Annotated in this window: 25 protein-coding genes and 1 pseudogene; 12 read left to right on the forward strand and 14 right to left on the reverse strand. The window is 68.3% G+C overall.

The annotated features are described in order from the left end of the window. The first annotated feature begins 64 nt into the window (after nt 1–64). Nucleotides 65–1240, forward strand: coding sequence for a cytochrome P450 (locus HWX36_RS17305; RefSeq protein WP_175953262.1), 1176 nt, complete (start codon nt 65–67; stop codon nt 1238–1240). Nucleotides 1241–1255: 15 nt separating this feature from the next. On the opposite strand, the gene HWX36_RS17310 is transcribed toward HWX36_RS17305, so the two are convergent. Together HWX36_RS17310 and HWX36_RS17315 are read right to left on the reverse strand one after the other, a co-directional pair. After that, the gene (locus HWX36_RS17310) at nt 1256–1582 is read right to left on the reverse strand and encodes a superinfection immunity protein (RefSeq protein ID WP_175953263.1); all 327 of its coding nucleotides are present in this window, start codon (nt 1580–1582) and stop codon (nt 1256–1258) included. Nucleotides 1583–1683: 101 nt separating this feature from the next. Then, the gene (locus tag HWX36_RS17315; protein ID WP_175953264.1) at nt 1684–2109 is read right to left on the reverse strand and encodes a rhodanese-like domain-containing protein; all 426 of its coding nucleotides are present in this window, start codon (nt 2107–2109) and stop codon (nt 1684–1686) included. Nucleotides 2110–2220: 111 nt separating this feature from the next. Here HWX36_RS17315 and ftrA point away from each other — a divergent pair, with 111 nt between their 5' ends. Together ftrA and HWX36_RS17325 are read left to right on the forward strand one after the other, a co-directional pair. Then, nucleotides 2221–3195, forward strand: a complete 975-nt coding sequence (gene ftrA / locus HWX36_RS17320) for a transcriptional regulator FtrA (protein ID WP_175953265.1) — start codon at nt 2221–2223, stop codon at nt 3193–3195. 140 nt (nt 3196–3335) lie between these two features. Further along, nucleotides 3336–4061 carry a hypothetical protein gene (locus HWX36_RS17325; RefSeq protein WP_175953266.1) on the forward strand — a complete coding sequence of 242 codons (726 nt, stop codon included), beginning with the start codon at nt 3336–3338 and terminating at the stop codon, nt 4059–4061. Nucleotides 4062–4137: 76 nt separating this feature from the next. On the opposite strand, the gene HWX36_RS17330 is transcribed toward HWX36_RS17325, so the two are convergent. The 3 genes from HWX36_RS17330 to HWX36_RS17340 all read right to left on the reverse strand — a co-directional run bounded on the left by HWX36_RS17330 (nt 4138) and on the right by HWX36_RS17340 (nt 8386). Further along, nucleotides 4138–6474: an Orn/Lys/Arg decarboxylase N-terminal domain-containing protein gene (locus HWX36_RS17330; RefSeq protein ID WP_175953267.1), complete on the reverse strand. Its 2337-nt coding sequence runs from the start codon at nt 6472–6474 to the stop codon at nt 4138–4140. 3 nt (nt 6475–6477) lie between these two features. Next, a complete protein-coding gene (adiC, locus tag HWX36_RS17335) occupies nt 6478–8010 on the reverse strand; it encodes an arginine/agmatine antiporter (RefSeq protein WP_175953268.1) in 1533 nt (510 codons plus the stop codon). Between the two features lie 94 nt (nt 8011–8104). After that, a complete protein-coding gene (locus HWX36_RS17340; protein WP_175953269.1) occupies nt 8105–8386 on the reverse strand; it encodes a hypothetical protein in 282 nt (93 codons plus the stop codon). 55 nt (nt 8387–8441) lie between these two features. Between HWX36_RS17340 and HWX36_RS17345 the strand changes: the two genes are divergently transcribed. The 5 genes from HWX36_RS17345 to HWX36_RS17365 all read left to right on the forward strand — a co-directional run bounded on the left by HWX36_RS17345 (nt 8442) and on the right by HWX36_RS17365 (nt 13650). Next, nucleotides 8442–9512 (forward strand): nitronate monooxygenase, encoded by a 1071-nt coding sequence (locus HWX36_RS17345; RefSeq protein WP_175953270.1) that lies wholly within the window; start codon nt 8442–8444, stop codon nt 9510–9512. An 80-nt stretch (nt 9513–9592) separates the two neighbouring features. Then, nucleotides 9593–11047: a M20 family metallopeptidase gene (locus HWX36_RS17350; protein WP_175953271.1), complete on the forward strand. Its 1455-nt coding sequence runs from the start codon at nt 9593–9595 to the stop codon at nt 11045–11047. A 68-nt stretch (nt 11048–11115) separates the two neighbouring features. Beyond that, complete coding sequence (locus HWX36_RS17355) at nt 11116–12225, forward strand: malate/lactate/ureidoglycolate dehydrogenase (RefSeq protein ID WP_175953272.1); 1110 nt, start codon at nt 11116–11118, stop codon at nt 12223–12225. Continuing rightward, on the forward strand, nt 12222–12755 hold the full coding sequence (locus HWX36_RS17360; protein ID WP_175953273.1) for a TfoX/Sxy family protein: 534 nt from the start codon (nt 12222–12224) through the stop codon (nt 12753–12755). Before HWX36_RS17355 ends, HWX36_RS17360 begins: the two co-directional genes overlap by 4 nt. 316 nt (nt 12756–13071) lie before the next feature. Continuing rightward, nucleotides 13072–13650 carry an NnrU family protein gene (locus tag HWX36_RS17365; protein WP_175953274.1) on the forward strand — a complete coding sequence of 193 codons (579 nt, stop codon included), beginning with the start codon at nt 13072–13074 and terminating at the stop codon, nt 13648–13650. 8 nt (nt 13651–13658) lie between these two features. Here HWX36_RS17365 and HWX36_RS17370 read toward each other — a convergent pair. Beyond that, nucleotides 13659–13988 (reverse strand): annotated as a pseudogene (locus tag HWX36_RS17370) (amino acid permease); the annotation flags it as partial. Between the two features lie 298 nt (nt 13989–14286). Then, nucleotides 14287–15024: a sulfite exporter TauE/SafE family protein gene (locus HWX36_RS17375; RefSeq protein ID WP_175953275.1), complete on the reverse strand. Its 738-nt coding sequence runs from the start codon at nt 15022–15024 to the stop codon at nt 14287–14289. 698 nt (nt 15025–15722) lie between these two features. Here HWX36_RS17375 and HWX36_RS17380 point away from each other — a divergent pair. From HWX36_RS17380 to HWX36_RS17390, 3 genes are all read left to right on the forward strand, one after another. Beyond that, entirely contained in the window at nt 15723–17012 is a 1290-nt protein-coding gene (locus tag HWX36_RS17380; protein ID WP_175953276.1) for an FAD-binding oxidoreductase, read from the forward strand. Nucleotides 17013–17029: 17 nt separating this feature from the next. Beyond that, the gene (locus HWX36_RS17385; RefSeq protein WP_021163465.1) at nt 17030–17587 is read left to right on the forward strand and encodes an XRE family transcriptional regulator; all 558 of its coding nucleotides are present in this window, start codon (nt 17030–17032) and stop codon (nt 17585–17587) included. Between the two features lie 152 nt (nt 17588–17739). After that, nucleotides 17740–19086 carry a glutamine synthetase family protein gene (locus tag HWX36_RS17390; protein WP_175953277.1) on the forward strand — a complete coding sequence of 449 codons (1347 nt, stop codon included), beginning with the start codon at nt 17740–17742 and terminating at the stop codon, nt 19084–19086. A 26-nt stretch (nt 19087–19112) separates the two neighbouring features. On the opposite strand, the gene HWX36_RS17395 is transcribed toward HWX36_RS17390, so the two are convergent. Further along, nucleotides 19113–19298: a hypothetical protein gene (locus HWX36_RS17395; protein WP_244136440.1), complete on the reverse strand. Its 186-nt coding sequence runs from the start codon at nt 19296–19298 to the stop codon at nt 19113–19115. A 30-nt stretch (nt 19299–19328) separates the two neighbouring features. Between HWX36_RS17395 and HWX36_RS17400 the strand changes: the two genes are divergently transcribed. Then, nucleotides 19329–19469: a hypothetical protein gene (locus HWX36_RS17400; RefSeq protein ID WP_175953278.1), complete on the forward strand. Its 141-nt coding sequence runs from the start codon at nt 19329–19331 to the stop codon at nt 19467–19469. Here HWX36_RS17400 and HWX36_RS17405 read toward each other — a convergent pair. From HWX36_RS17405 to HWX36_RS17430, 6 genes are all read right to left on the reverse strand, one after another. Further along, a complete protein-coding gene (locus HWX36_RS17405; RefSeq protein WP_175953279.1) occupies nt 19464–20003 on the reverse strand; it encodes a GNAT family N-acetyltransferase in 540 nt (179 codons plus the stop codon). The genes HWX36_RS17400 and HWX36_RS17405 overlap by 6 nt on opposite strands. Nucleotides 20004–20053: 50 nt before the next feature. Beyond that, nucleotides 20054–20632: a hypothetical protein gene (locus HWX36_RS17410; protein WP_175953280.1), complete on the reverse strand. Its 579-nt coding sequence runs from the start codon at nt 20630–20632 to the stop codon at nt 20054–20056. A gap of 93 nt (nt 20633–20725) precedes the next feature. Then, the gene (locus HWX36_RS17415) at nt 20726–21115 is read right to left on the reverse strand and encodes a lysozyme inhibitor LprI family protein (RefSeq protein ID WP_175953281.1); all 390 of its coding nucleotides are present in this window, start codon (nt 21113–21115) and stop codon (nt 20726–20728) included. Between the two features lie 54 nt (nt 21116–21169). Next, nucleotides 21170–21922 carry an N-acetylmuramoyl-L-alanine amidase gene (locus tag HWX36_RS17420; RefSeq protein WP_175953282.1) on the reverse strand — a complete coding sequence of 251 codons (753 nt, stop codon included), beginning with the start codon at nt 21920–21922 and terminating at the stop codon, nt 21170–21172. A gap of 124 nt (nt 21923–22046) precedes the next feature. Next, complete coding sequence (locus tag HWX36_RS17425; protein ID WP_175953283.1) at nt 22047–23666, reverse strand: NAD(P)-binding protein; 1620 nt, start codon at nt 23664–23666, stop codon at nt 22047–22049. Then, on the reverse strand, nt 23666–25180 hold the full coding sequence (locus HWX36_RS17430; RefSeq protein ID WP_175953284.1) for a polyamine aminopropyltransferase: 1515 nt from the start codon (nt 25178–25180) through the stop codon (nt 23666–23668). The genes HWX36_RS17425 and HWX36_RS17430 overlap by 1 nt, the downstream gene beginning before the upstream one ends. Nucleotides 25181–25298 lie beyond the last annotated feature (118 nt).

The raw sequence follows: 25298 nt of genomic DNA on the forward strand, positions 1-25298 counted from the left end.
CCGCGCCGCGACATTTCACGTCGGCCCGAAACATGCGGCGGTGCGCGGCGCCGATACTGTCCGCATGAACCCGATCGATCCTATCGCAGCGGTCACGCACCGCGATCCCTATCCCTACTATGCGGCGCTCGTCGACGGGCCGCCGCTCGCGTTCGACGCCACGCTCGGCCTGTGGGTCGCGAGCCGCGCGGCCGCCGTGACGGCCGTGCTGGGCCATCCGGCCTGCCGTGTTCGCCCGCTGGACGCACCCGTGCCGCCCGCGTTGCGCGGTACGACGGCCGGCGCGCTGTTCGGCGAGCTGGTGCGCATGAACGACGGCGCGTTGCGGCACGACGTGCCGAAGCAGGCGCTGCGCACGGCGTTCGCGCCGATCGACACGGTTGCATTGGGCGGCCGTGCCACGCGGATTGCCGCGCGGCGCTTGCCGGCGCCGGGCGATGCCGGCGCACTGAACGCATGGTGCATGACGGTGCCCGTCTGCGCGGTCGCCGATCTGCTCGGCTTCGACGAGACGCAGCTCGACGATATCGCGGGGCAGGTCGTCGACTTCGTCGCCGCGCTTTCGCCGTTGTCGGATGCCCCGGCACTGGCTCGCGCGAGCGCCGCCGCGCGGCAGCTGCTCGCCCGGATGACGGAGCGCGTCGCGCACACGCATGCCCATGACGGCACGCTCGTGGCCGCGGTGCAGCAGGCCGCCCGTGCGTCGGGCTGGCAGGCGAGCGGCGCGCTGGTCGCGAATCTCGTCGGGCTGCTGTCGCAGACCTGCGAGGCGACCGCCGCATGGCTCGGCAATGCGCTGGTGGCGTGGAACGGGGAAGCGGGAGCGAGCGCTGCGCGCGGCGTTCCGGACGATGCCGCGCTCGACGCATTCGTTGCCGAAGTCGGGCGCTTCGATTCGCCGGTGCAGAACACGCGCCGCTTCGTCGCATCGCGCACGACGATCGAAGGCGTGACCGTCGAAGCCGGTGACGCGATTCTCGTCGTGCTTGCCGCGGCGAATCGCGACCCGGCCGTGCATCGCGATCCGCACCGGTTCATGCCTGATCGCGCGGCCGGGCCGAATTTCGGCTTCGGCACGGGGCCGCATGGTTGCCCGGGCGAGCGGATCGCGCGGGCGGTGACGGCGGGGGCGTTCGGGGCGTGGCTGCGTGCGGGCGGCGGAGCGCCGCACGACGGGCTGGCGTGGCATTACCGTGCGTCGACCAACGTCAGGATGCCGAAGTTCGACGCGGCGCGGTGAAGGGGAAAGCGGGACTTAACGGCAGCCTTGCTTCTCCGCCCATCGTTCCTGGGCGGCGACGCGGCGTTGCACGCGTTCGACGAGACCGGTCGAGAAGGTTCGCATGCTGATACCGCGGCGCTTCGCGAGGATCGTCTGCGCGACATCGGTGCGCGGGTTCGGCTGGCAGGCCCAGTAGAGCGTCATCAGCCAGCCGATGCCGGTCCACCCGAACAGCGCGTTGAACATCGCGACCGTCAGCTTGTCGTGCCGGCCACGCCGGTCGGCCATGACCGCCGGCAGGAAATAGATCGCGATCGCGGCGACCGAACCGGCCACTTGAATCAGGACTGCGTTCTGCATGTTGCTGCTCCATCCGAACTGCAATGGGACTGATTGTCGCGCTTTTTCCGTCTGCGTGCAGGCCGTGCCCAGGCAATTGATTGTTGCGCTTTTAATGACGATCAGCCGGCTTCGGCTTCGGCGTCTGCCGGCTGCACTTCGTTGCTCAGCGCGAAACCTTCGTCGAGCCAGCCCGTCACGCCGCCGATCATCAGCTTGACCGGCCGGCCGAGGCGCGCGAGCCTGATCGCCGCGCGCGCGGCGCCGTTGCAATGCGGGCCCGCGCAATAGACGACGAACAGCGTGCCGGCCGGATAGCCGGCGAGCTTGCTCTCGATGATCTTGCGGCGCGGCAGGTTGCGCGCGCCGGGTACGTGGCCGGCGGCGAACGGGTCGGGGCCGCGTACGTCGAGCAGCACGAAATCGGGCGTACCCGACGCGAGCGCGTCGTGCACGTCCCAGCAATCGGTCTCGAAGCGCAGCGATGCCTCGAAATGCGCGAGGGCGGCGGGGCTGTCGGCGGCGGGCACGTCGGTGACGTAGGACATGGGAAAGTTCTCCTGAAGGTTGCGCAAAACGCGGTGGAATGAGGGGCAGTATCGCGGTTCCGCACGTTTCGCGGCAGTGGCGCGATCGACAAGTTCCGGTAACATCACGCCATGCACAATCATCTCGTCGTCGCGCTCGCCTACGACCGCCTCTGCACGTTCGAATTCGGCTGCGTGGTCGAACTGTTCGCTCTCGAACGCCCCGAGCTCGGGGTCGACTGGTATCGCTTCGCGGTCTGCGCGAGCGAGCCGGGGCCCGTGCGCGCGGCGGGCGGCATCACGGTCGTCGCGCCGTATCGGCTTGCGACGCTCGATCGCGCCGATACCATCGTGATTCCCGGCTGGCGCGATCCGGACGAAATGCCGCCGGAACCGCTGCTGAAGAAACTGCGGGCCGCGCATCGCCGCGGCGCGCGGCTCTGCTCGATCTGCTCGGGCGTGTTCGTGCTGGCCGCGGCCGGCGTGCTCGACGGCCTCACGGTGACGACCCACTGGCGTTATGCGGAGAAACTGCAGGCGTGCTATCCGGCGCTGCGCGTGAATCCCGATGCGCTGTACGTCGACGAAGGGCAGGTGATCACATCGGCCGGATCGGCGGCGGGGCTCGACATGCTGCTGCATCTCGTGCGCCGCGATCACGGCGGCGCGATCGCGAACCGGGTCGCGCAGCGCCTCGTGCTGCCGCCGCATCGTGACGGCGGCCAGGCGCAGTTCGTGCCGCGCCCGGTCGCGCCGGGCGGCACCGACCGGCTCGCGAAGCTGATCGACTGGATGCGTGCGCACGCGGCCGAGCCGCACACGCTCGCGTCGCTTGCCGCGCAGGCCGCGATGAGCACGCGCACGCTGCAGCGTCAGTTCGCGGACGCGACGGGAATGTCGCCGCTCGCATGGCTGATCCGCGAACGCGTGAACGTCGCGAAGGACATGCTCGAAGCCCATCCCGGGCTGTCGCTCGCGCAGGTTGCGGCGCGAGCGGGGTTCGGTTCCGAGGAATCGCTGCGCCGGCATTTCCGGCGCGTCGCGGCGACGAGCCCGGCCGCGTACCGGCGCGGGATGAGTCGCGGCGAAGGCACGCGGGACGCTTGAGCGCGGTACCGGTTCCTGGCGACGCTTTCCTCGGGTGACACCGCAGTGGCGTAAGATCGCGCATCACCGAGAGAAGCCGGTTGCGTGGCCGCCGGCTTGCGCCGTTCGCGCGGCACGACGAAAACGACAAGGACAACATCATGGGCCTGCTGGGAAAGCTGTTCGGAAAGAAACCGCGCGCTGAGGCGTCGCCGCCTGCGCCGTCGACGCAGGACGCTGGCGAACCGGGCGCGTCGCGCGAGCCCGACATCGCCCCCGAACTCGCGCCCGCGCTGGCCGCGTTCCAGGCGGGCCGGCCCGAGGACGCGATCGCGGGCGCCATGCCGCACGTGGAGCGGCTGGCCGATGCGGCGCGCTTGTGCGCGCTCGCGTACTCGGAGATGGCGCGCTACCCGGAAGCCTTCCCGTACTGGCTCAAGCTGTTCGAGCAGGAGCCGAGCGCGCACAACGCGCTGCAGCTCGCGACGACGTCGGTGATGTGCGGCGAAGTGGAGCGCGGCGAAGCGTGGCTGCTGAAGGCTGCCCAGGTCAATCACGACACGCGCGAGCAGTCCGACGTCGCCGCGTGCGTGAACTTCATTTCCGCATTGATGCAGAGCGGCCACCTGCGCGAGGCGCTGCCGCATCTCGTCTGGATGCGCGACGTCTACGCGCAGGTGCGCATCACCGATTCGACCTTCCTCTCCATGCGCGGCATTCCGTTCTTCCCGTCGTTCCTGGAGAAGAGCCTCGAGATCCTGAAGGCCACGCAGCCGGCCGACGCGATCGCGTCGTGGTACGGCGAACTCGATGGCAAGCTCGACGAAGAGGGGGCGGCGCAGCTCGCCGAGTGGGTCGGCCAACTGAAGGGGCGGCCGGCGGCCTGAACGGCCGACGCCGGCTGCGAGCGACGACGCCTGCCGCCGGGCGGCGGCGCGGCGTCGCCGTGCACACGCGCTGCACTTAGCGCGTGTGGGTATCGCGCTTTTGCTTGATGCACGCGATCCGGTACACGCCATCCTCGACTTCGACACCGTGCGTGTCGTGCGTGAAGCCCGGGAAGCGCAGGTCGTACTGCTCGAGCGCCTTCAGGTAGCCGAGCAGCGGGCCGTCGGCCGGCCCCGCGTTCTCGCCGGGCATCAGCAGCGGAATGCCGGGCGGATAAGGCACGACGCCCGTCGCGACGGTGCGACCTTCCATCTCCGAGAGCTCCAGCATCTCGATGTCGTTGTGCACCAGGTGCTCGAACGCCTCGGCCGGGCTGTAATCGGGCTTCGGCAGCGTGGAGAAGCCGCGCGACATCATCTCGGTCGTCTTCAGGTCGCTCATCGCGCTGAACATCAGGTCGCACAGGTCGCGCAGGCCGAGCTTGCCGTAGCGTTGCGGATAGCGCGCGACGAGTTCGGGCAATGCCTGTTCGAGCGGCGCGTTCGCATCGTAGTCGCGCTTGAAGTCGAGCAGCGTGTTGACGAGCGTGCCCCACTTGCCCTTCGTCACGCCGAGCGAGAACAGGAACAGGATCGTGAAGTCGGTCGTCTTCTCGACGACGATCCCGTGCCGGTCGAGATACGCGGTGACGACCGACGCCGGAATGCCGACCGGCATCAGCCCGCCGTGCGATGCGACGCCCGGCGTGACGATCGATACCTTGATCGGGTCGAGCATGCAGTAGTCGTCCTCGATATCGCCGAAGCCGTGCCACGTGTCGCCCGGATGCAGCACCCAGCACGACGGGTCGGTGGCGAGCAGCGTCTCGTCCGCTTCGTGAAAGCGCACGCGCCGGCCCGTCTTGCGATCGACGACGCTATCGGGCTGCCAGCCATTGAAGAACCAGTCGTTGTTCTCCGCGCATTCCGCATGCAGGCGCGCCAGCATCTGGCGGAACGCGACGGCCTCGCGGATCGCGTCGGTCGTCAGCGCCTCGCCGCCGGGGCCGTCCATCATCGCGGCGCTCACGTCGTTCGACGCGATGATCGCGTAGTTCGGCGACGTCGACGCATGCATCATGTACGCCTCGTTGAAGCGTGCGTGCTCGATCGGGTTGCGGCCGTCGCGGACATGAATGAACGAGGCCTGCGACAGCGCGGCGAGCAGCTTGTGCGTCGATTGCGTCGCGAACACGGTCGGCTTGCTCGCGTCGTGTTGCGCGGGATCGCCGTGCATCGCGTGACGGTCGCGGTAGATCGGGTTGAAGCGCGCGTAGCCGTACCACGCCTCGTCGAAATGCAATCGATCGACGCTCTGGCCGAGCAGCTCCTCGACGCGCGCGACGTTGTAGCAGAGGCCGTCGTACGTCGAGTTCGTGATCAGCGCATGCACGGGCGTCGGGTCGATGCCGTCGCGGCCGCGCACGAGCGGGTTCGCGTCGATCGCGAGCCGCACGGCGGCCGCCGTCAGCCGCTCGGGCATGATCGGGCCGATGATCCCGTAGTGGTTGCGCGACGGAATCAGGTAGGTCGGAATCGCGCCCGACATCGTCATCGCGTGCTCGGCCGACTTGTGGCAGTTGCGGTCGCACAGCGCGACCTGGTTGCGCGTGACGCTCGCCATCAGGATTACGCGGTTCGACATCGACGAGCCGTTCGTCACGTGATACGTGCGATGCGCGCCGAACACGCGCGCCGCGTAGCGTTCGCTTTCGCCGATCGGGCCCGAGTGATCGAGCAGCGAGCCGAGTTCGCCGACCGAGATCGACAGGTCGGAGCGGAACAGCGATTCGCCGAAGAATTCGAAGTAAGCGCGGCCGACCGGCGATTTCAGGAACGCGGTGCCGCCGGTGTGGCCGGGCGTATGCCACGAGTATTCATACACGCGCGAGAACTGCGCGAGCGCGCGGAACATCGGCGGCAGCACCGTCTCGCGGTAGCGCTCGATCGCGGCGACGATCCGACCGCCGATGAACGCGGTGGTGTCCTCCAGCATCCAGATGAAGTCGTCGGCCTTGCGCATCGCGTCGACCGGAATCGCGGACGCGCTCGCGCGGCTCGCCAGCAGGAACACGGGCACGGTCGCGTTGCGCGCGCGCATCGCGTCGAGCACGGCCTGCGCGGGTGCGTGCCCGGCATCGTTGCCGAGTTCCCAGTTGAGCAGCAGGCATTGGATCGCCGGATCGGCGGCGACCACCGCGCACGCATCGTCGGCGGACGTCGCGATCACGACGTCGACGAGCCGCGTGCGCAGCTCCTCGGCAAGCGCCGTTGCGGCGCGCCCGGTGGCCGTGCGTTCATCGATGTCGTGCTGCACGAGCAGCGCCTTCATGCCGAGGCGGCGGAAGGCCGGTTGGGTCAAGGAAGCGGTCATGTGTCATTCCCCCGTTTGCTGGGTTGCCTGGACGCTCGCGGCAACGGCCGGCGAGCGCGCGTGAAGGGTGTCGGCCTGGTGACGGCCCACGGAGATCCAGAAGGTGGCGGCGAGCGCGGCGATGGTCACGCCGAGCGCGAGATAGCGGACCCAGCGCGGCGAGCGGCCGCCCGGATGGATATGGGTTTCCTCGATCTCGCGCTGGCGGTTGATCGACAGCTCGTAGAAGACGATCGTCGCGACGACGAAGATCAGCGACCAGCGCGTTTGCTGGCCGTCGGAGCCGACCATCGCCCACAGCGCGTAGACGGCGCCGATCAGGCCGACGATCGTGTAGAACGTGAACTGGTGCGACGGCATCTTGCCGTAGCCGAGCACCTTGATCGCGATGCACGAGTAGATATACGGCAGCAGCGTCATGATCACGGCGATCGACGCGATCTTGCCGAACTGCTCGCTGGCGCTCGGCGACATCGTCGCGAGCACTTGCACCGACATGATCAGCGCGACGATGGCAAGGCCGGCCGACGGCACGTTCTTCGAGTTCACGCGGGCGAACACGCTGGCGAACAGGCCGTCGTCGGCGGCGGCCTTCGCGGTCTGCCCGACCAGCAGCGTCCAGCCCGCGAGCGAGCCGAGGCAGCCCAGTGCGGCGCACAGCGCGACCGCGTTCGCGGCGGTGTCGCCGAGCGCGAGGCGCGCGGCATCCGCGAACGGCGCGCTCGATGCGAGCAGCGCCTTGTTCGGGATCATCCCCATGATCACGGTCGAGCTGAGCACGTAGCAGACGGCCGCAAGCACGACGCCGCCGACGGTCGCGATCGGCACGTTGCGCGACGGGTTCTCGACGACGCCGGCCGATACCGACGCGCTCTCGACGCCGATGAACGCCCACAGCGTGAAGTTCAGCGTCGCGCCGATCGCGCTGAAGCTGTTGGTGCCCGACACGTTCCAGCCGGCGAAATACACGTCCTTGCTGAACCAGAACCAGCCGAACACGGCCATCCCGAGGATCGGCACCAGCGCGAAGACCGTCGTGACCGACTGCACGCGGCCGACGACGTTCGGCCCGAGGATGTTCGCGTACGTGAACAGCCAGATCACGAAGATCTGCGCGAGCGCGAACACGAGCGGATCCTTCAGGACCGGGAAGAAATGCGTGAGGTAGCCGAGGCCGGCGACCGCGAGGCCGACGTTGCCGAGCACGTTCGCGAGCCAGTAGATCAGGTTGGTCTGGTAGCCCATGTACGGGCCGAACGACTTGCGCGCATACGCGTACGGGCCGCCGGCGGCCGGGTCGATCGCCGCGAGCTTCGCGAACACCAGCGCGAGCGACACGGCGCCGACGACGGTGATCAGCCAGCCGAAGATCGCGATGCCGCCGGTGGCGGCGAGGTTCGCGGGCAGCATGAAGACGCCGGAGCCCATCATGTTGCCCGCGACCATCAGCGTGGCGGGAATGACGCCGATTTTCGGCGCGGAAGCCGCTGCCGGCGTGGCGGCGGAGCGGGACGAGGACGAGCTGGCATCGGACATGCGACGCTCCTTGACGAGACGTGTTGCGGTTGAGGTGGCGCGGCGGGGCGCCGGTCGGCGATTCCGGTGCGGATCGTCGATTTAATTGACGTGTTCATGTTATCGCCTGGATGGTTTCGAATAAGGGTAAACGCCGGTATTTAATAATTTGAAGATTGATGAATGTCATTGAAACCGGTAAATCGGCGTTTGAAGGCGGGGGGAGGTGGTCCGTGCGGCAACGCTGGAAGGCGTTTCTGTCGGTCTCGAATCCGGACGCCGGGATCACGCCGCCGAAGCTGCCGTGAATAATCGTTTCTCCGAATCGATTGAATCGATTTGTGATGTAAATGGCGCGGCAATCGGGTGCGGGTTTGTCGGTTAATATCGAGCGCATTTGATGCGCGCCGCCTGCGCGCGCACGCTTCGCTTCTTCCCCGAGGACGATTCCGATGACGACGCTGCCTTCCCGCTTGCCGCTGATCCAGGCCCCGATGGTCGGTTCGCTGAGCCCGCTCGCGATCGCGGTGTGCGAAGCCGGCGGGCTCGGCTCGCTCGCATGCGCGGCGCTCGGCCCGCAGCAACTGCGCGACGAGATCGCGGCGATCCGCGCGCGCACGCCCGCGCCGTTCAACGTGAACTTCTTCTGCCATACGCCGCCGGCGCCCGATGCCGAGGTTGACGCGCGCTGGCGCGCGGCGCTCGCCGGCTACTACGCGCAAGCCGGGCTCGATCCGGCCGACGTGAAGGGCGGCCCCGGCCGCGCGCCGTTCGACGACGCGATGTGCGCGGTCGTCGAGGAATTGCGGCCGGCCGTCGTCAGCTTCCATTTCGGGTTGCCGCACGACACGCTGCTCGAGCGCGTGCGGCGCACGGGCGCGCAGGTGGTGTCGTCCGCGACGACCGTCGAGGAAGCGCGCTGGCTGGATGCGCGCGGCGTCGACGCGATCGTCGCGCAGGGCGCGGAGGCCGGCGGCCATCGCGGGATGTTCCTGACCGACGACATCCACGCGCAGCCGGGCCTGTTCGCGTTGCTGCCGCAGATCGTCGACGCGGTGCGCGCCCCGGTGATCGCGGCCGGCGCGATCGCCGACGGGCGCGGCATCGCGGCAGCGTTCGCGCTCGGCGCGCGCGCCGTGCAGATCGGCACGGGCTACCTGCTGACGCCGCAAGCGGGCCGTTCGGCGCAGCATCGCGCGGCGGTGCGCGCCGCGCGCGACGACGGCACGCGCATGACCAACCTGTACACGGGCCGCCCCGCGCGCGGACTGCTGACGCGCTTCATGCGCGAGCAGGGGCCGATGAGCGCGCTCGCGCCGGCGTTCCCGCTCGCGACGGCGGCGGTCGATCCGCTGCGCGGCGCGTTCGAGCGGCAAGGCCGCGACGACTTCTCGCTGCTGTGGGCGGGCGAGGCCGCGGCGCTTGCACGTGAAGAGGATGCGGGCGAACTGACGCAGCGCCTGTGGCGCGACGCACTGGCGTGCGCGGCGGGGCTGCGCGACGCGTTCCCGCAGGCGGCCTGAACCACCGGGAAGGGGGCGCTGGCGCGGGAGCATCGGCGTATCATCTGGGTTTTCGTCAGCCCGATCCAGGCACCCCCACCATGACCTCCGTCGACACTACCCCCGTCCTCGACCATGACAAGCTCGTTACCTTCATCGAGCGCAAGTGGAACGATGAAATCCTCCACGCCCTGACCGACTACATCGCGATCCCCGCGAAGAGCCCCGCATTCGACCCCGACTGGGCGAAACGCGGCTATCTCGAGCGCGTCGTCACCGATGCCGCGCAGTGGGCCGAGCGGCAGCCCGTGAAGGGCCTGAAGCTCGAGATCGTGCGTTTGCCCGGCCGCACGCCGGTGATCTTCTTCGAATCGCCCGCCACGCGTTCGGGCAGCACCGACACGATCCTGCTGTACGGCCACCTCGACAAGCAGCCCGAATTCGACGGCTGGCGCGCGGACCTCGGCCCGTGGACGCCGAAGTACGAGAACGGCAAGCTGTACGGCCGCGGCGGCGCGGACGACGGCTATGCGATCTACGCGAGCCTCGCGGCGCTCGGTGCGCTCGACGAGCAGGGCATCGAGCGGCCGCGCTGCGTGGGCCTGATCGAGACCTGCGAGGAATCGGGCAGCTACGACCTGCTGCCGTACGTCGATGCGCTGCGCGACCGGCTCGGCCAGGTGTCGCTCGTCGTGTGCCTCGATTCGGGCGCCGGCAACTACGACCAGATGTGGCTCACCACGTCGCTGCGCGGGCTCGTGTCCGGCGACCTGCAGGTCGAGGTGCTCGAGGAAGGTGTGCACTCGGGCGTGTTCGGCGGCATCGCGCCGTCGAGCTTCCGCGTGATGCGCCAGTTGTTCGAGCGCCTCGAGGATGCGAAGAACGGCAACCTTCTGCCGGGCGTGTTCCATTGCGAGATTCCCGACAGCCGCGTGCGCGAAGCCGACGCGGCCGCCGCGATTCTCGGCGACGCCGTGTGGAAGGGGCTGCCGTGGGCCTGCGGCGCGGACGGCAAGCCGGTGCTGCCGACCACGACCGATCCGCGCGAGGCGCTGCTGAATTCGACGTGGCGTCCGTCGCTGTCGGTCACCGGCGCGGCCGGCATGCCGGCGCTCGCCGATGCGGGCAACGTGCTGCGTCCGCGTACCGCGTTCAAGCTGTCGCTGCGCCTGCCGCCGCTCGTCGACGCCGCGCAGGCCGTGCAGCAGCTGAAGGCACTGCTCGAACTCGATCCGCCGTACAACGCGAAGGTCACGTTCAAGCCGGACGCGGGCGCCGCGACGGGCTGGAGCGCGCCGGATCTCGCGCCGTGGCTCGCGTCGTCGCTCGATGCCGCGTCACGCCGCCACTTCGGCGCCGACTGCGCGTACATGGGCCTCGGCGGCACGATCCCGCTGATGAACGTGCTGCAGGAAGGTTTCCCGTCCGCCCAGTTCATGGTGTGCGGCGTGCTCGGACCGAAGTCGAACGCGCACGGCCCGAACGAATTCCTGCACGTGCCGTATGCGAAGAAGCTGACGGCGGCGGTCGCGGACGTGATCGCGACCGCGCGCTGATCGTCTGGTGCCGAGTGTTTAGCGCTTGGCGTGACAACTGCCCGACCCGACCTGACGGAGCCTTGCCGATGACCGCACTGCCGACGCCCGATACCGAACCGCTGCGCATGCGCGCCGAACCGCTGCATGCATTCGTCGCGGCGCTCTGGAAACAGGCCGGCAGCAGCGAGCGGGAGGCAAGGCTCGTCGCCGATCACCTGGTCGGCGCGAATCTCGCGGGCCACGATTCGCACGGGATCGGGATGATTCCGAACTACGTCGCGTCGTGGCGGGAAGGGCAGTTGCAATTGAACGGGCACGCGTCGATCGTCCGCGACGGCGGTGCGGTGCTGACGATCGACGGCGGGCGCGGCTTCGGCCAGGTGATCGCGTTCGAGGCGATGGTCGAAGGGATCGACCGCGCACGACGCATGGGCATCTGCGCGATCGGGCTGCGCGACGTGCATCATCTCGGCCGTATCGGGCACTGGGCCGAGCAGTGCGCGCGCGCGGGGCTCGTATCGTTCCATTTCGTCAACGTGCCGGGCGACCTGCTGGTCGCGCCGCTGCACGGCGCCGATCCGCGCTTCGGCACGAACCCGTTCTGCGCCGCGTATCCGCGTGCGGGCAGGCCGCCGCTGCTGCTCGATTTCGCGACCAGCGCGATCGCGTACGGCAAGACGCGCGTCGCGTACAACCAGGGCAAGCGGGTGCCGGCCGGCTCGCTGATCGACCATCGCGGCCAGCCGACCGACGATCCGGCCGTGATGCACGAGCAGCCGTTCGGTGCGCTGCTGCCGTTCGGGATGCATAAAGGGTACGCGCTGGCGGCGATGTGCGAGATTTTCGGCGGCGCGCTGGTCGGCGGGCACACGACCTACGGCGACACGTTGCAGAAGACGAGCGCGATCGTGAACGGAATGCTGTCGGTGCTGATCGATCCGAACGCGTTCGATGCGGCCGACGCGGAACGCGAAGCCGATGCGTTCGTCGCATGGGCGAAGGCGTCGCCGCAGGCCGGCGACGCGCCGGTGCAGGTGCCGGGCGAGCCGGAAGAGGCCAGCCGCGCGGCACGCGGCGCCGGCGGCATTCCGGTCGATCGCGCGACGTGGCGGCAGATTCGCGAGAGCGCGGCGGCGGTCGGCTTCGACGAAGCCGGGCTCGATGCGTGGACGCAGCGCTGCACGGGATCCGCATGAGCTGGCAATCGGAAAAGGCGCGCGGCGAGGAGATCGCGTATCAGCTCGCGCCGCTTGGCAACGTGACGGTCGTGCGGTTCTTCAGCGGTGCGGCGATGCGGCTCGACGGCATGATGTTCGGCTTCATGTCGCGCGGGTCGCTGTTCCTGCGTGTGGATGACGTGAACCGTCCGGCGTTCGTCGCGGCGGGGATGGGGTCGTTCTTGTACGAGCGGCCCACGCGCACGGTGTCGCTCGAAGGCTATTACGAAACGCCGGCCGACGTGCTCGAGGACGCAGGCGCGCTGTTCGACTGGTGCCGCAGTGCGTATCGCGCGGCGTTGCTGGCGGGGCCGCCGAAGCGCAAGGCGCGGGCGGTGGCGAAGCCGGTGGCGGAAGGGGAAGCGGCGGCGAAGCGAGCAGCGAAACCGGCAGTGAAACCGGCAGTGAAACCAGCGGCGAAACCAGCGGCGAAACCAACGGCGAAACCAACGGCGAAACCAACGGCGAAACCAACGGCGAAACCTGCGGCAAAGCGCAAGCAAACTTGATACCGATCGAGGGAAGCGAAAACTTCGCGAATTTCGTTTTCCTTTCTTTCGATCTCGGCCGTGTCGGGGCGATTCGCGTCGCGCGTCGTGCGTGGTGGGTACTCTGCGGCGCGCCCAAACGGGTGCGCAAAATCATTCACCTTGCCGCACTGCACATTCCCCGTGCTTCACAACGGCGGCCACGGCGTTTATGATCGGCGCGGGTTGCACCCGTGCCTGGCTCGACCCGGGCCGGCCTCGCCGCCGGCCCCGCGAACGGCGCATCGTACGCCGCGCGGGACGCTTCCCCACTCATCATTCCAGACGGAGACAACCGATGCTCGTCCTGATTCTCGGTTTAGCGATCTTCCTCGGTGTGCACTCGATCCGGATCGTCGCGGACGGCTGGCGGTCAGCGACGATCGAGCGGATCGGCGAGAAAGGCTGGAAGGGCCTCTATTCGATCGCGTCGATCATCGGCTTCGTGCTGATCGTCTGGGGCTACGGCATCGCGCGCCAGGGCGCGACGCTGCTGTGGGTGTCGCCGGTCGGCGTGCGCCACCTCACCGGCATGCTGACCGCGATCGCATTCGTGCTGATCGCCGCGTCCTATGTGCCCGGCAACCGCATCAAGACGCTCGTCGGCCATCCGATGGTGGCCGGCGTCGCGGTATGGGCGATCGCGCACCTGCTCGCGAACGGCACGCTGCATGCCGTCGTGTTGTTCGGCGCGTTCTTCGTGTGGTCGCTCGTCGATTTCGTCGTGTGGCGCGCGCGTGACCGCCGTGACGGCGTTCGCTATCCGGCGGGCAAGCTGTCGGGCGACGTCGTGGCGATCGTGGCCGGGCTCGTCGTGTGGGCCGTCTTCGCGCGGTTCCTGCACGGCTGGCTGATCGGCGTGCGGCCGTTCGGCTGAGCGGTCAAGCCGAGCAGGATCGCCTCGACGGTGATCGTCATCATCGACTTGAACCAGTACAGCCAGCCGACCGCGAAGCCGGCCCATTCGCCGAGATAGCTGCTTGCGTAGGTGGAGAACGACCCGCTGTCGGGATTGCGCGACGCCATTTCGCCGAGCATGAACATGACCAGCGTGACGATCACGCCGCCGATCAGGTACGACAGGATCGCCGCGGGGCCGGCGGTCGCGATGATGGCGCCGGAGCCGACGAACAGGCCCGCGCCGATCACGCCGCCGAGCGCGATCATCGTGATGTGCCGTTGCTTGAGGCTTTGCCTCAACGAGTTGTCCTGCATCTTCTGCCGCTAGTTATTGTTGGCCCGTTGGCCGTTAGCGCATCGGGCGGCGCGGCGGCAAGCGTGCTGCCGCCGCAAAGGGCGCCGATGTCGAGGGAGCGTGTGTGACGCGATATGCCGGGCCGCCGGCGGTGAATCGGAATGGCGGCCGCGAAGTGCCGGTCGGCGCCCGCGAGAGGGCGATGACGACGACAACCCAGGATTGTGGGCGGACACCGTCGTCACGGCAAACGAGGTATGCGAAAGACGCCTTGCCGTTTGCTCATCAATTGCCGCAGCGGCGGCAGGCGCGTGCGCGTCAGATCGGCTTGACGAACAAGCCGACGGTCAGCGCCGCGCCGATGCAGACGATCCCGATCCGCAGCACGCGTTCGTTCACGCGATGCAGCGCCCATGTGCCGAGCAGCCCGCCGACGATCGCGCCGCCGCCGAGCGCGAGCGCCTTGCCCCAGTGCAGGTGCGGCGACGTGAGGAACAGCACGACGGCCGATGCGTTCATCACGCCCGCGAGCGCGTTCTTTGTCGACATCGCGTGACGTGGCGAGAGCCCGGCCATCGTCAGCACGGCCATCATCAGGAAGCCGAGCCCGCCGCCGAAGTAGCCGCCATAGATCGCGATCATGAACTGCGAGAGCGCGGCGGGGACGGTGCCGAGGTGGGCCGTGCCTTCGCTCGGCTTGCGGAAGAAGCTGCCCCACGCGAACACGATCGTCGCGAACAGCACGAGCCACGGCACGAGGCGCGAGAAGATCGACGACGGGGTCTTCAGCAACAGCAACCCGCCGAGCGCACCGCCGACCACGCTGATGAAGAACATCGCGCGAAACGACAGCTTGCCGACGCCGCGCACCATGTTGCGGCTCGCCCAGCCGGTCGTGACCTGCGCGGGAAACAGCGCGACCGTCGACGTGATGTTTGCCGAGAGCGGCGACATGCCCGACACGATCAGCGCGGGCAGCGTGACGAACGAGCCGCCGCCGGCGAGGGTGTTCTGCAGTCCGGCCCACAGGCCGGCGAGGATGACGAGTGCGAGCATCGGAGCGGAAGCGGAAGGTGACGGGCCTCGCCTGCCGGAAGCGGGCAGGTTCGGGCGAACGCACGATGGTAATGCAGGACCGGAGGCGGCGTGAACCTTTGCGATTGCGGTGACGTTGCGGGCCTTCCTGGCCGGTGCGGGCGACGGTGCCGGACCGCCCATGACCAAGGTCGATGACGGCCCGGGCGGGTGGACGGGCGGCCTTACGACGTCGCGCGGCCAATGTCGGGTTGTCGAACGATGCGCGCGCAATAGACTGGTTGATGAGCAGCGGGAAAGTACCGGCAGGGTTGGGGGCAGCCGGCGCCCGGGGGCTCGGGGACGCGGTTCCTGTTGACGGGGTCGATTCCGGCCACGCGGTGCCGGCGCGTCGGAATCGGGCCGCCTTTTCCTGGGGGACACGCATGTGCGCCGGCGGGCGAACAGGCGACCGGGTGTCGATCGCAGCCACGCGATGGCGCTTCGTTGCCGTTGCTCCGCCGTATCGGCGGAGCAAATGAATGTCGCAGTCGGGGTGCGTGTGTCGCGCACCGTACGATCATGCATGTTGGAAGGCAGCGCCGAAATTGGCTAACAGGAGCGCAACCTTAGTTCGTCGAACATTCAACGTCAGGGGTGCGGTTTACCCGCTTGCCTCCGTGAAATTGCCGTGCTAATTTTTCATGAAATTTCACGGCGTAATTTTCACGGAAGTCCGCATGTTCGTGCAGTCCGACCGTCACGTCGCAAGCTACTACGCCGGCACCTACCCGGCGCCGATTCCGCATCGTCCGGAACTGGACGAGCGCATCGACACCGACGTGCTCGTCATCGGCGCGGGTTTCAGCGGGCTGCATACGGCGTTGCGCCTGGCGCTGGCCGGCAAGCGCGTCGTCGTGCTCGAAGCGAGCCGCGTCGCGTGGGCCGCATCGGGCCGCAATGGCGGGCAGGCGCTGCTCGGCTGGTCGTGCGACATGCAGCCGCTCGAGGATTCGCTCGGCCGCGACGGCGCGCGCCTGCTGTGGGACAGCATGCGCTGGGCCGCGGCCGAGGTGCGCGAACTGCCGGCCAGGCACGGTTTCGATATCGACTACCGGCCCGGCAGCCTGTGGGCAGCGGTGCGGCCACGGCGTGTCGCGATGCTCGCGCAGGCCCGCGACGAAGCGGCCGAGCGCTGGGGCTACGACCGGCTGCGCGTGATCGGCCACGCTGAAATGCCCGAATGGATCGGCGGCACGCGTTATCTTGCGGCGCTCTACGATCCCGAGGCCGGCCACCTGAATCCGCTGAAGCTCGCGCTCGGCCTCGCGCAGACGATCGAGCGCGCGGGCGGCCGCATCTTCGAGCAGAGTCGCGTGCTCGAGTGCCGCGAGACGGCCGGCGGTCACGTTGCCCGCACGGCGCGCGGCGAAGTGCGCGCTAACGTACTGGTGCTGGCCTGCAACGCGTATGTCGACCGGCTCGATCGCGGTCTCGCGCGCCGGTTGCTGCCGGTCGGCACGTATCAGGTCGCGACCGCGCCGCTCGCGCCCGACGTCGCCCGTTCGCTGCTGCCGCGGAACAGTTGCGTGATCGACAACCAGTTCGTGCCCGACTATTTCCGCCTGAGCCCCGACAACCGGCTGCTGTTCGGCGGCGGCTGCACGTATCTCGGCGGCATTCCGGCCGATATCGCGGCGGCGACGCGCCCGCACCTCGAACGCGTGTTTCCGCAACTGGCCGGCGTGCCGCTCGATTACGCGTGGGGCGGCCATATCGACATCAGCATGCGCCGCACGCCGGACATCGGCCGCCACGGGCAGCGTTTCTGGCTGCAGGGGTTCTCGGGGCACGGCGTGCTGCCGACGCTCGCCGGTGCGCGCGCGGTGGCCGACGCGGTGCTCGGCGACGACCGCCTGCTCGCGCAGTACCAGCGCATCCGCAACCCGCGCTTCCCCGGCGGCGGCCGATTCGCCGCGCCGCTGGAAGCGATCGGCAAGGCCTGGTACCGTCTGCGCGATACCGTCTGACTGCATCGGAACTCACCATGAATGAACAGGAAGAGATAGAAAGCCTGGCGATCCTGATCCGCGACCTGCGCAAGCATCGCAAGGTCACGCTCAACGATCTCGCGGAACGGATCGGCCGCTCGGTCGGCTTTCTCTCACAGGTCGAGCGCGGGCTGTCGCGCCCGACGGTTGCGGATCTCACCGCGATCGGCGAGGCGCTCGGCGTGCCGACCACCTATTTCTACAGCCTGAGCAAGCCGCGCAGCGTGCCGTGGGTGACGCGGCCCGACGAGCGGCGCACCGTGTATTACGCGGCCGGCATTACCGACATCCTCGTGTCGCCGAACATGCGCTCGCGCTTCTCGATCCTCGAAAGCCATCTCGCGCCGGGCGCGAGCAGCGGCGAACGGCCCGTCGACGACAGCGACGAGCAGGGCGGCTTCGTGCTCGAAGGAGAACTGACGATCTGGATCGACGGCGACGATACGCCCGTCACGCTCGGCCCGAACGACGCATTCCAGCTTCCTGCGCACAAGCGCTTTCGCTATGCCAACCTGACCGACGCGCCGACGCGCGTGATCTGGGTATTCACCTGAGTTGCCGGCGGGGCGGGCGGCGTTGCAGGCCGCCGCGCCGCGCAGCCTGTTTGCAGTACTGATTTAAATGCGGCGTTCGTTGCCGAATGCGCCGCGCGAATCCGGTTCGCCGCGCTGCGGCACCGCCATACAAGACATGGAAAGGATGAGACATGGCTGACGTCGTTCCCGCGCTGGTCGCTGAAGTCCGCGCATTCCGGCAGGCGCACCCGGAGATCCGTTATGTCGACCTGATCTGCCTCGACCTGCCCGGACATTTCTACGGCAAGCGCTATCCGGTCGATGCGCTCGAAAAGGTGGCGGCCGGTGCGCTGCTGAAGCTGCCGCAGAACTGCATCCTGCTCGGCACGCAGGGTGGCCTCTACAAGATCGGCGACTACTGTTTCAACGACGGCGACCCGGACGCCGTGCGCCGGCTGATCCCCGGCACGCTGAAGCCGGTGACCTGGGAGAAGCAGCCGCTCGGCCAGATGCTGATCACGACGGACGGCACCGACGCGCCGGTCGAGTTCGAGCCGCGCGAGGTGCTCGCGCGCGTGCTGAAGCGGTTCGCGCGGCGCGGCATCCGGCCGGTCGTCGCATTCGAGCTCGAGTTCTACCTGTTCGCCGCGCAGCTCGAAGAGGGGATGCCGACGTATCCGCGTGACCGCCTGTCCGATGATCGCGACGATCAGCCGAACATGCATATCGAGCGCCTGTCGCGCTTCTCCGACGTGTTGCACGAGATGGTCGACGTCGCGTGCATGCAGGGAATCGACGCGACCGTGATCACCGCCGAACTCGGGCCGGGCCAGTTCGAGATCAACTTCGGCCATTGCGACGACGGGCTGCGCGCGGCCGACTGGTCGGCGATGTTCTGCCGCAGCACGCGCGGCGTCGCGTTGCAGCACGGTTATCGCGCGAGCTTCATGGGCAAGCCGTACCTGCATGCGCCGGGCAGCGGGATGCACGTGCACGTGAGCCTCTACGACGATGCGGGGCGCAACCTGCTCGCGGCGGATGGGAAGCGGCCGCTGCGGCATGCGGTGGCCGGATGCCTCGCACTGCTGCCGCATTGCATGCCCGTGTTCGCGCCGAATCACAACGCGTTTCGGCGTTACGGGTCGATGGTGAACGCGGCGAGTCGCGCGAGCTGGGGCTTCGAGGATCGCGATGCGTGCATCCGGATTCCCGAGTCGGATGCGCGCAACCTGCGGATCGAACACCGGCTCGCCAGCGCGGACGCGAACCCGTACCTTGTGCTCGCGGCGATTCTCGCCGGGATGGAGCACGGGCTCGAGGCGAAGCTCGAGCCGATCGCGCCGCTCAACGAGGATCGCGGCAGCGGGATCGACTTTCCGAAGGAGATGCTGTCGGCCGTCGCGTCGATGCGGGATCATGCGGCCGTGTGCGAAGGGCTCGGCAGCGAGTTCGTGATGGTGTATTGCGAGAACAAGCGGCAGGAGGAACTGGATTTTCGCAACGAGATTGGCGCGCGGGAGTATCGGTGGTTCTTGTGACCGCATGCCATCGCTTGCGGGGCTTGTCAGTCCCGCGCCTGCATCATCGGCAGACCCGCTCCCCACGCGTTCGCGAGCGCTTCGATTTCGGCGACCGGATCGGCTTGTCGGGCAGCTTCATGCGTGTCGTTGCCGAACAGCCGGTGAGCGAACGCGCGTGCGCGTAGCGTGATCGCTGCGGTTTTCCGGCTGCGTCGCACCGTGAACGACACGAGCGCGGCGTTGAGGTCGCTGCCTTTTCCATGCTCGTCGAGGCAACGCGCGAGATGCCACGCATCCTCGAGCGCCTGGCAAGCGCCCGGTCTTCGGTCAACGCGAAGATCCGCGAGTTGCTGCAGCTGATGCAGGCGCGCCTTGTGGTGAAAGAAGCGATGCCGTCATGACGTTCGTTTCGGCAACGCGCGCCAGTACCGCACTTCTTCGATCGGCACACCGTCGATCTCGAACGTCTTGATGTCGTCTTCGGCAACGAAACCCTCGCGTTCGTAGAACGCCCGTGCACGATGGTTCTTGACCAGCACCCAGAGCGACACCCACGCATGGCCCATGTCATGCAGCGCATCGCATGCATGGTCGACCAGCGCCGCGCCGACGCGTTGCCCGCAATGCGCCGGGTGCAGGTAGATCGCTTCGATTTCGCCCCAGGCGCGATCCTTGTCGGTGTCGCGCGTCGGACCGTAGGCGATCCAGCCCGTCGGGCTGCTGGCCGAGAACGCGAGCGCAACGCGCGGCCGTCCGGCGTCGAGTGCATGGCGCCACGAAGCGGTGCGCTTTTCGACCGACAGGCCGGCGAGGAACGGGGCCGGCATGATGCCCGGGTAGGTGGCCTGCCACGATGCGACGTGGATGGCGGCGATGGCCGGGGCATCGGCGGGCGCGGCAGGGCGGATGTCGATGTTCATCGTGCTCGGTGTCATGTGTCCTCCGCCTGATGGATTGCGGTGTGCCGCGCCGTCGCGCGCGGGATTCAATTCGCCGGATCCAGGCTGGCGTCGATCGCAAAACGGTAGTGGATATCCACCTGCGATGCATCGCCCGCCACGTCGGCTTTCTTCAAAACGAATTCGAACGCAGGCTCGAACCCGCCGTTGCGCGGCACTTCGCCACCGAGGATCTCGACGCCATACCAGCCGTTGTCGATTTCAATCACGGGCCTGCCCGGTTCGCGGTAACGCGCGAGCAGCGCATCGACCGTTGCGTCGTTGAAGCGTTCGAGAATCCGCCACGTGTAGAGCATGACCGAACGATGTTCGACGCGCAGCACGTCCCCGTCGCGCCGATGCTGCAGGCGGCTTCCCGTCTTCAGCAGTTCGGGTGTCGCGTCGTCCAGCGTGAAGATGACCGTATACGGATGATTCTCGATGCCGGCTAGCGGAATGACGACGCCTTCCAGCACGGCGCGGTCGCCGCTGTCGCTCGTCGTGAACGCCGTCGCGACGTCGTCCGGCAGCCCCTGCCGTTCCTTGAAGCGGTTCAGCAGCAGGAGATCGCCGACGAGAAAGTAGTCGACCAGATCGTTGAGGACTTCAGGGAATGCTTGTCGCATCGCCGCTCCTTTCGCGGTGCCGCAGCGGAGGGTTCGCAAGGGCATGAAACGCCGCGTCGCGAAACGCTTCGCGGCGCGGCTCGCACGAAGCTCTTAGTCGCCAAGCTTCGACGTCACGCAACCCGTGCTCGTGCATTCGCGTTCAAGCTCGCGCAGGAACGACAGCCGCAACTGCGTCATGTCGGTCGCGCACTGGAGATCCACGAGATAGCCGTTGTTGCGCGTCTCGCTGCACTGCGCATCGCGTTGCTTCAGCCATGCGAGCTGGCCGGCCTTCAGCGTCGCCTGCTGGTCGCTGCTCAGTTGCTTGCGCAGGCGGCCGTACTCGTCGTTGAGGTCACGGTCGGTCTGCGAGAACTGGGTGCTGCTGCAGTACACCTGGTCGAACGCGCTGTGCGGCTTCGCGCAGCCGGCTGCGTGCGCGGCGAACGGAACGGCAAGCGCGAGCAGCGCGCAGGATGCGAGCAGATTCTTCATTTTCATGGTGATGCTCCTGACTGGATGAAAACCGTTGAGTCCGACGGGGGATGCCGTCATTTATTTCGGCGCGGTGCACGCGTCGATGCCGCCCGCGATCGCAGTGGACAGCTTCTGGATCGTCTCGCGCCGCGCAAGCCGCGCTTCCTCGTCCGGATTGACGATCACGCCGGCTTCGACGAGCACGGCCGGAATCGGCGCGGTGCGCAACACGACGAGATCGTCGAAGCGGTGGATGCCGAGTAGCGGGTCGATCAGCGGGCGATTCTCGCCGCGGATCGGCTGCGCGTGATACAGCGACGGCCGCTCGCCGGACGCGATCAGCCGCTCGGCGATCGCCTTCGCGCAACGCAGGCTTTCCGCATAGTGCGGATTGCGTTCCGACACGAACACCGAGAAGCCGCGGAATTCGCGCTGGCGGCCCGCGTCGATGAACTGCTGCTGCATCGAGTCGTGATGGATCGACACGAACAGGTTCGCGTCGGGCGCTTGCGTCGATCGCTGGTCGAGCGCGATCTCGCGGCCGTCGGCCGACGTGCGCAGCACGCGGTCGCCATGCGCGACGAGTTTCTCGGCGACCGCCGCGGACAGGTCGAGGTTGTACAGGTATTCGACGCGGCCGCTCGCGCCGGTGGAGCCCGGGTGAGCCGGCGTATGGCCGGTGTCGACGACGATGTAGCGCCCGGAGGCGGGTGCGGTGTCGGTGCCGGCCGCATGGAGCGCCAGCGGCGCGCCGAGCAGCGGGGCGCAGGCGAGCACGCGCGCGGCGGCGCGCACGAACGGGCGAAGGCGTCGGATGGTTCGGTTCGTCATTGTTGTTGTCGAGGAGGGCATACGGCGCGTCGGGAGGCACGGCACCGTCGGCCTGCTCAAGGCAGTCGGAATGTCGGGCGATTATAGCGGGTGGCGGTGGCGCCGCAATGACGGACGACGACCGTCAGGCCAGCGCGCGCCGGGCGGCGAGCATGCCCCAGTACGACGCTTCCTCGAACAGCGACAGCCCCGACAGATCGGCATGCGCGAACACGACCGGGCCGTCGGCATCGCGCAGCGCGAGCAGCCCCGGCCGGCTCAGGAAGCCGACATCGGGCGTCGCCATCGCGTGACCGCGCACGGTGATCTCGAGCGCTGTCGCGTGTTTCCACAGATCGCGCCCGTAGACGGCCTGCAAGTCGATCGCCGCCTGTTCGCGCAACGCGTCGGGTTGGGCCTGCGCGAGCCAGCGGCGCGTGTCGTCCGGTGTTTGCGTGCTCAACGCCTGGTACGCGGAGAACACTGAGCGCGTCGGCGGCGACATGCGGATCAGCTGGTGCGTCGACACGACATAGCCGAGCCCTGGGCCGTCGTAGACGACGTTGTCCCACGCGAGCGGCACGCCGGCTGCTTCGGCCGGCATGCCGTCGAGCAGGAAGTTGGACACGAGCCACGGCGCGCGCGGCGGCAGGTCGCGCGCGGGATCGAAGCCGTACGCGGCAAGCTGCGGAAATACGCGCACCGCGACGAACAGCGGCATCGCGCTGACGACGCGCCGCGCCTTCAGCATGAACGTCGACAGCGCGCCGTCGTTGCCGATGCGCGCGCATAGCACGTCGACGCCGCCCGCGCGTTCGGTCGCGCGCACGGCGAAGCCGTCGCGCGACCATGCGTTCGAGCCGGTGCGCGCGGTGATCGAATCGCCCAGCTTCGTCACCATCGTGTGCAGCCCGTCGGGCCAGGTCAGCACCGCGCCGTCGCTCGCATCGCCGGCGTGACCGCCGCGCGACGAGAAATAATGCAGGCCTGCCCACGCAGACACGTGCTCGTATCCCGCGCCGTAGTCGTCGCGGCAGCAATAGTTCAGGTACCAGTGCAGCGCCTTCGCGGTGTAGCCCTCGTCGAGCAGCCACTGGCGGAACGAGCGCCGGTCCAGCGCGCGCCAGCGCGGGTCGCGCGACGATTCCGCGATCGGGATGCAGAACACCTTGCGGCCATCGGCGCCGCGCGCGCTGCGCAGCCCGTCCGTGTACGCGAAGAAGCGTGCCTGTTGCGCGAGCTCGTCGGCGCCGAGGCCGGCCGTCGGCACGAGGCCGTCCTGCCACTGCCCGGCGATGAAGAGCCGTTCGTCGGGCGCGTGGACGAGCACGCGCTCGTCGTACACGGGGCGCGCGGAGAACGGCGCCGATTCGATCACGCCGAGATCGGCGAGCATGTCGCGCAGATGCGTGGATTCGAGCGATGGCAGCGGCAGGTAGTGCGCGCCTTTCGGATAACCGAGATCGCCGAAGCGCCCACCGGCCGCGTTGCCGCCGAATTCGGGCCCTGCGAGCACGGTGAAGCGTTTGTGCCCCGCACGCGCGAGCTGCCATGCGCATGACAGCCCGGCAGCGCCCGCGCCGAGGATCGCGATGTCGGTCTCGATCGAGCCGGACGGCGGCGGCAGCGTCGCATGGTCGCGCAGCGCATGGCCTTCGCGCATGCCCGGGTAGTCGACACGCGGCGTCGTCTCGATCCAGCCGGTGCGCCCGCAGGCGGCGAGCGACGCGGCCGCCGACGCGACGAGGAACGTGCGGCGGTCCATCAGCGCAGCACGTGTTTCCAGTCGTCGTCGAAACGGCGCACGAGCGGCTGGTCGTTGAGTTCGTTCGGCGTCATCGGCAGCGCCGGCATGTCGGCCGGGAAGTGGAACATCTCGACGGCCGTCTGCGCGTCGAGCCAGCGCGTCGGCACCGAGTAGTGCGTCGGCACCGTGAAGTCGCGGCGCTTGCCGGCGATCACGAAGCCCCAGTCGCCGAACGACGGCACGTAGCAGTGGTACGGCCACGTGTTGAGCCCGGCTTCATGCAGCGTCGCGATGATGGTCCAGTACGCGTGCGGCGCGAAATACGGCGACGTCGACTGGATCACCGCGTAGCCGTTCTCCGACAGGTGGCGGGCGAGCAACCGGAACACGGGCACCGAATACAGCCGGCCGAGCCCGAAGTTGGTCGGGTCGGGGAAGTCGACGACGATCGCGTCGTACACGTCGGCATTCGATTCGAGCCAGCGCACCGCATCGTCGTTGATCACGTGTACGCGCGGGTCCTTCAGCGAGCCCTGGTTCAGCTTGACGAGCGGTGCGGACGTCGAGAACAGCTTCGTCATCGCGGGATCGAGATCGACGAGCGTGATCTGTTCGAGGTTGCGGTGCTTCAGCAGTTCACGCACCGCGAGGCCGTCGCCGCCGCCGAGCACGAGCACGCGCTTCGCCCACGGCAGCGCCTCGATCGTCGGGTGGATCAGCGCCTCGTGATAGCGATGCTCGTCGCGCGACGAGAACTGCAGGTTGCCGTTCAGGTACAGCCGCATGTCGTCGTGCCACTGCGTGAGCACGATGCGCTGGTACGGCGTCGTTTCCGAATAGATCGTCTCGTCGCCGTACACGCCGTGCTCGGCCCAGTGGGTGATGCGGTCCGACAGCGCGAAGCCCGCGACGAGCAGGCCGATCACGAGCGACGCGCGCATCAGCTTGCCGCGCACGTTGCGGATCTCGTCGCGGAACAGGTGCGTCGTCCACAGCGCGACGAACGCGTTCAGGAGCCCGAACAGGAAGCTCGTGCGCAACAGGCCGAGACGCGGCGCGAGTACCAGCGGGAAGATCAGCGACACGGCGAGCGAGCCGAGATAGTCGAAGGTCAGCACTTCGCTGACGGTATGGCGGAACGCCTGGCGTCGCTGCTGGAACGCGCGCATCACGAGCGGGATCTCCATCCCGATCAGCAGGCCGAGCGCCAGCACCAGGGCATAGAGCGCCGCGCGGAACGGCGCGGCGAGCCACGCGAACACGGCAAACAGCAGCGCGGCCGACACGCCGCCGAGCAGGCCGACGAGCAGCTCGATGTCGACGAAGCGGTCGAGCACGTCGTCGTCGTCGATGAACTTCGCGAGCCACGAGCCGATCCCCATCGCGAACAGGTAGCAGCCGATCACCGACGAGAACTGCAGGATCGAATCGCCGAGCAGGTAGCTGGACAGCGCGCTGCTGATCAGTTCGTAGCCGAGCCCGCACGACGCGAGCACGAGAATCGACAGGACGAGCGCGCGCCTATGCAGCATGGTGCGTCCGTTGTGCAGCGGTCGGCAATGTGGATATACTGGCGCGGACTTTTGCGGGGCGTCTGTCCGTCCGCTCGCCCCGTACAAGCCGGCTGGCGACGGGGCGGCGAACCGAGCA

This window comes from Burkholderia sp. BCC0405 (genome assembly GCF_902833075.1).
Lineage (GTDB): Bacteria > Pseudomonadota > Gammaproteobacteria > Burkholderiales > Burkholderiaceae > Burkholderia.

Bases quoted from the DNA above. Each gene is read 5' to 3' on its own strand.
- HWX36_RS17375 (WP_175953275.1), bottom strand. From the start codon at position 15,024: ATGCTCGCACTCGTCATCCTCGCCGGCCTGTGGGCCGGACTGCAGAAC.
- HWX36_RS17415 (WP_175953281.1), bottom strand. From the start codon at position 21,115: ATGAAAATGAAGAATCTGCTCGCATCCTGCGCGCTGCTCGCGCTTGCC.
- HWX36_RS17305 (WP_175953262.1), top strand. From the start codon at position 65: ATGAACCCGATCGATCCTATCGCAGCGGTCACGCACCGCGATCCCTAT.
- HWX36_RS17420 (WP_175953282.1), bottom strand. From the start codon at position 21,922: ATGACGAACCGAACCATCCGACGCCTTCGCCCGTTCGTGCGCGCCGCC.
- HWX36_RS17325 (WP_175953266.1), top strand. From the start codon at position 3,336: ATGGGCCTGCTGGGAAAGCTGTTCGGAAAGAAACCGCGCGCTGAGGCG.
- HWX36_RS17365 (WP_175953274.1), top strand. From the start codon at position 13,072: ATGCTCGTCCTGATTCTCGGTTTAGCGATCTTCCTCGGTGTGCACTCG.
- HWX36_RS17310 (WP_175953263.1), bottom strand. From the start codon at position 1,582: ATGCAGAACGCAGTCCTGATTCAAGTGGCCGGTTCGGTCGCCGCGATC.
- HWX36_RS17355 (WP_175953272.1), top strand. From the start codon at position 11,116: ATGACCGCACTGCCGACGCCCGATACCGAACCGCTGCGCATGCGCGCC.
- HWX36_RS17360 (WP_175953273.1), top strand. From the start codon at position 12,222: ATGAGCTGGCAATCGGAAAAGGCGCGCGGCGAGGAGATCGCGTATCAG.
- HWX36_RS17405 (WP_175953279.1), bottom strand. From the start codon at position 20,003: ATGACACCGAGCACGATGAACATCGACATCCGCCCTGCCGCGCCCGCC.
- HWX36_RS17330 (WP_175953267.1), bottom strand. From the start codon at position 6,474: ATGACCGCTTCCTTGACCCAACCGGCCTTCCGCCGCCTCGGCATGAAG.
- HWX36_RS17385 (WP_021163465.1), top strand. From the start codon at position 17,030: ATGAATGAACAGGAAGAGATAGAAAGCCTGGCGATCCTGATCCGCGAC.
- HWX36_RS17315 (WP_175953264.1), bottom strand. From the start codon at position 2,109: ATGTCCTACGTCACCGACGTGCCCGCCGCCGACAGCCCCGCCGCCCTC.
- HWX36_RS17425 (WP_175953283.1), bottom strand. From the start codon at position 23,666: ATGGACCGCCGCACGTTCCTCGTCGCGTCGGCGGCCGCGTCGCTCGCC.
- HWX36_RS17390 (WP_175953277.1), top strand. From the start codon at position 17,740: ATGGCTGACGTCGTTCCCGCGCTGGTCGCTGAAGTCCGCGCATTCCGG.
- ftrA (WP_175953265.1), top strand. From the start codon at position 2,221: ATGCACAATCATCTCGTCGTCGCGCTCGCCTACGACCGCCTCTGCACG.
- adiC (WP_175953268.1), bottom strand. From the start codon at position 8,010: ATGTCCGATGCCAGCTCGTCCTCGTCCCGCTCCGCCGCCACGCCGGCA.
- HWX36_RS17430 (WP_175953284.1), bottom strand. From the start codon at position 25,180: ATGCTGCATAGGCGCGCGCTCGTCCTGTCGATTCTCGTGCTCGCGTCG.
- HWX36_RS17340 (WP_175953269.1), bottom strand. From the start codon at position 8,386: ATGCGCTCGATATTAACCGACAAACCCGCACCCGATTGCCGCGCCATT.
- HWX36_RS17400 (WP_175953278.1), top strand. From the start codon at position 19,329: ATGCTCGTCGAGGCAACGCGCGAGATGCCACGCATCCTCGAGCGCCTG.
- HWX36_RS17380 (WP_175953276.1), top strand. From the start codon at position 15,723: ATGTTCGTGCAGTCCGACCGTCACGTCGCAAGCTACTACGCCGGCACC.
- HWX36_RS17410 (WP_175953280.1), bottom strand. From the start codon at position 20,632: ATGCGACAAGCATTCCCTGAAGTCCTCAACGATCTGGTCGACTACTTT.
- HWX36_RS17345 (WP_175953270.1), top strand. From the start codon at position 8,442: ATGACGACGCTGCCTTCCCGCTTGCCGCTGATCCAGGCCCCGATGGTC.
- HWX36_RS17350 (WP_175953271.1), top strand. From the start codon at position 9,593: ATGACCTCCGTCGACACTACCCCCGTCCTCGACCATGACAAGCTCGTT.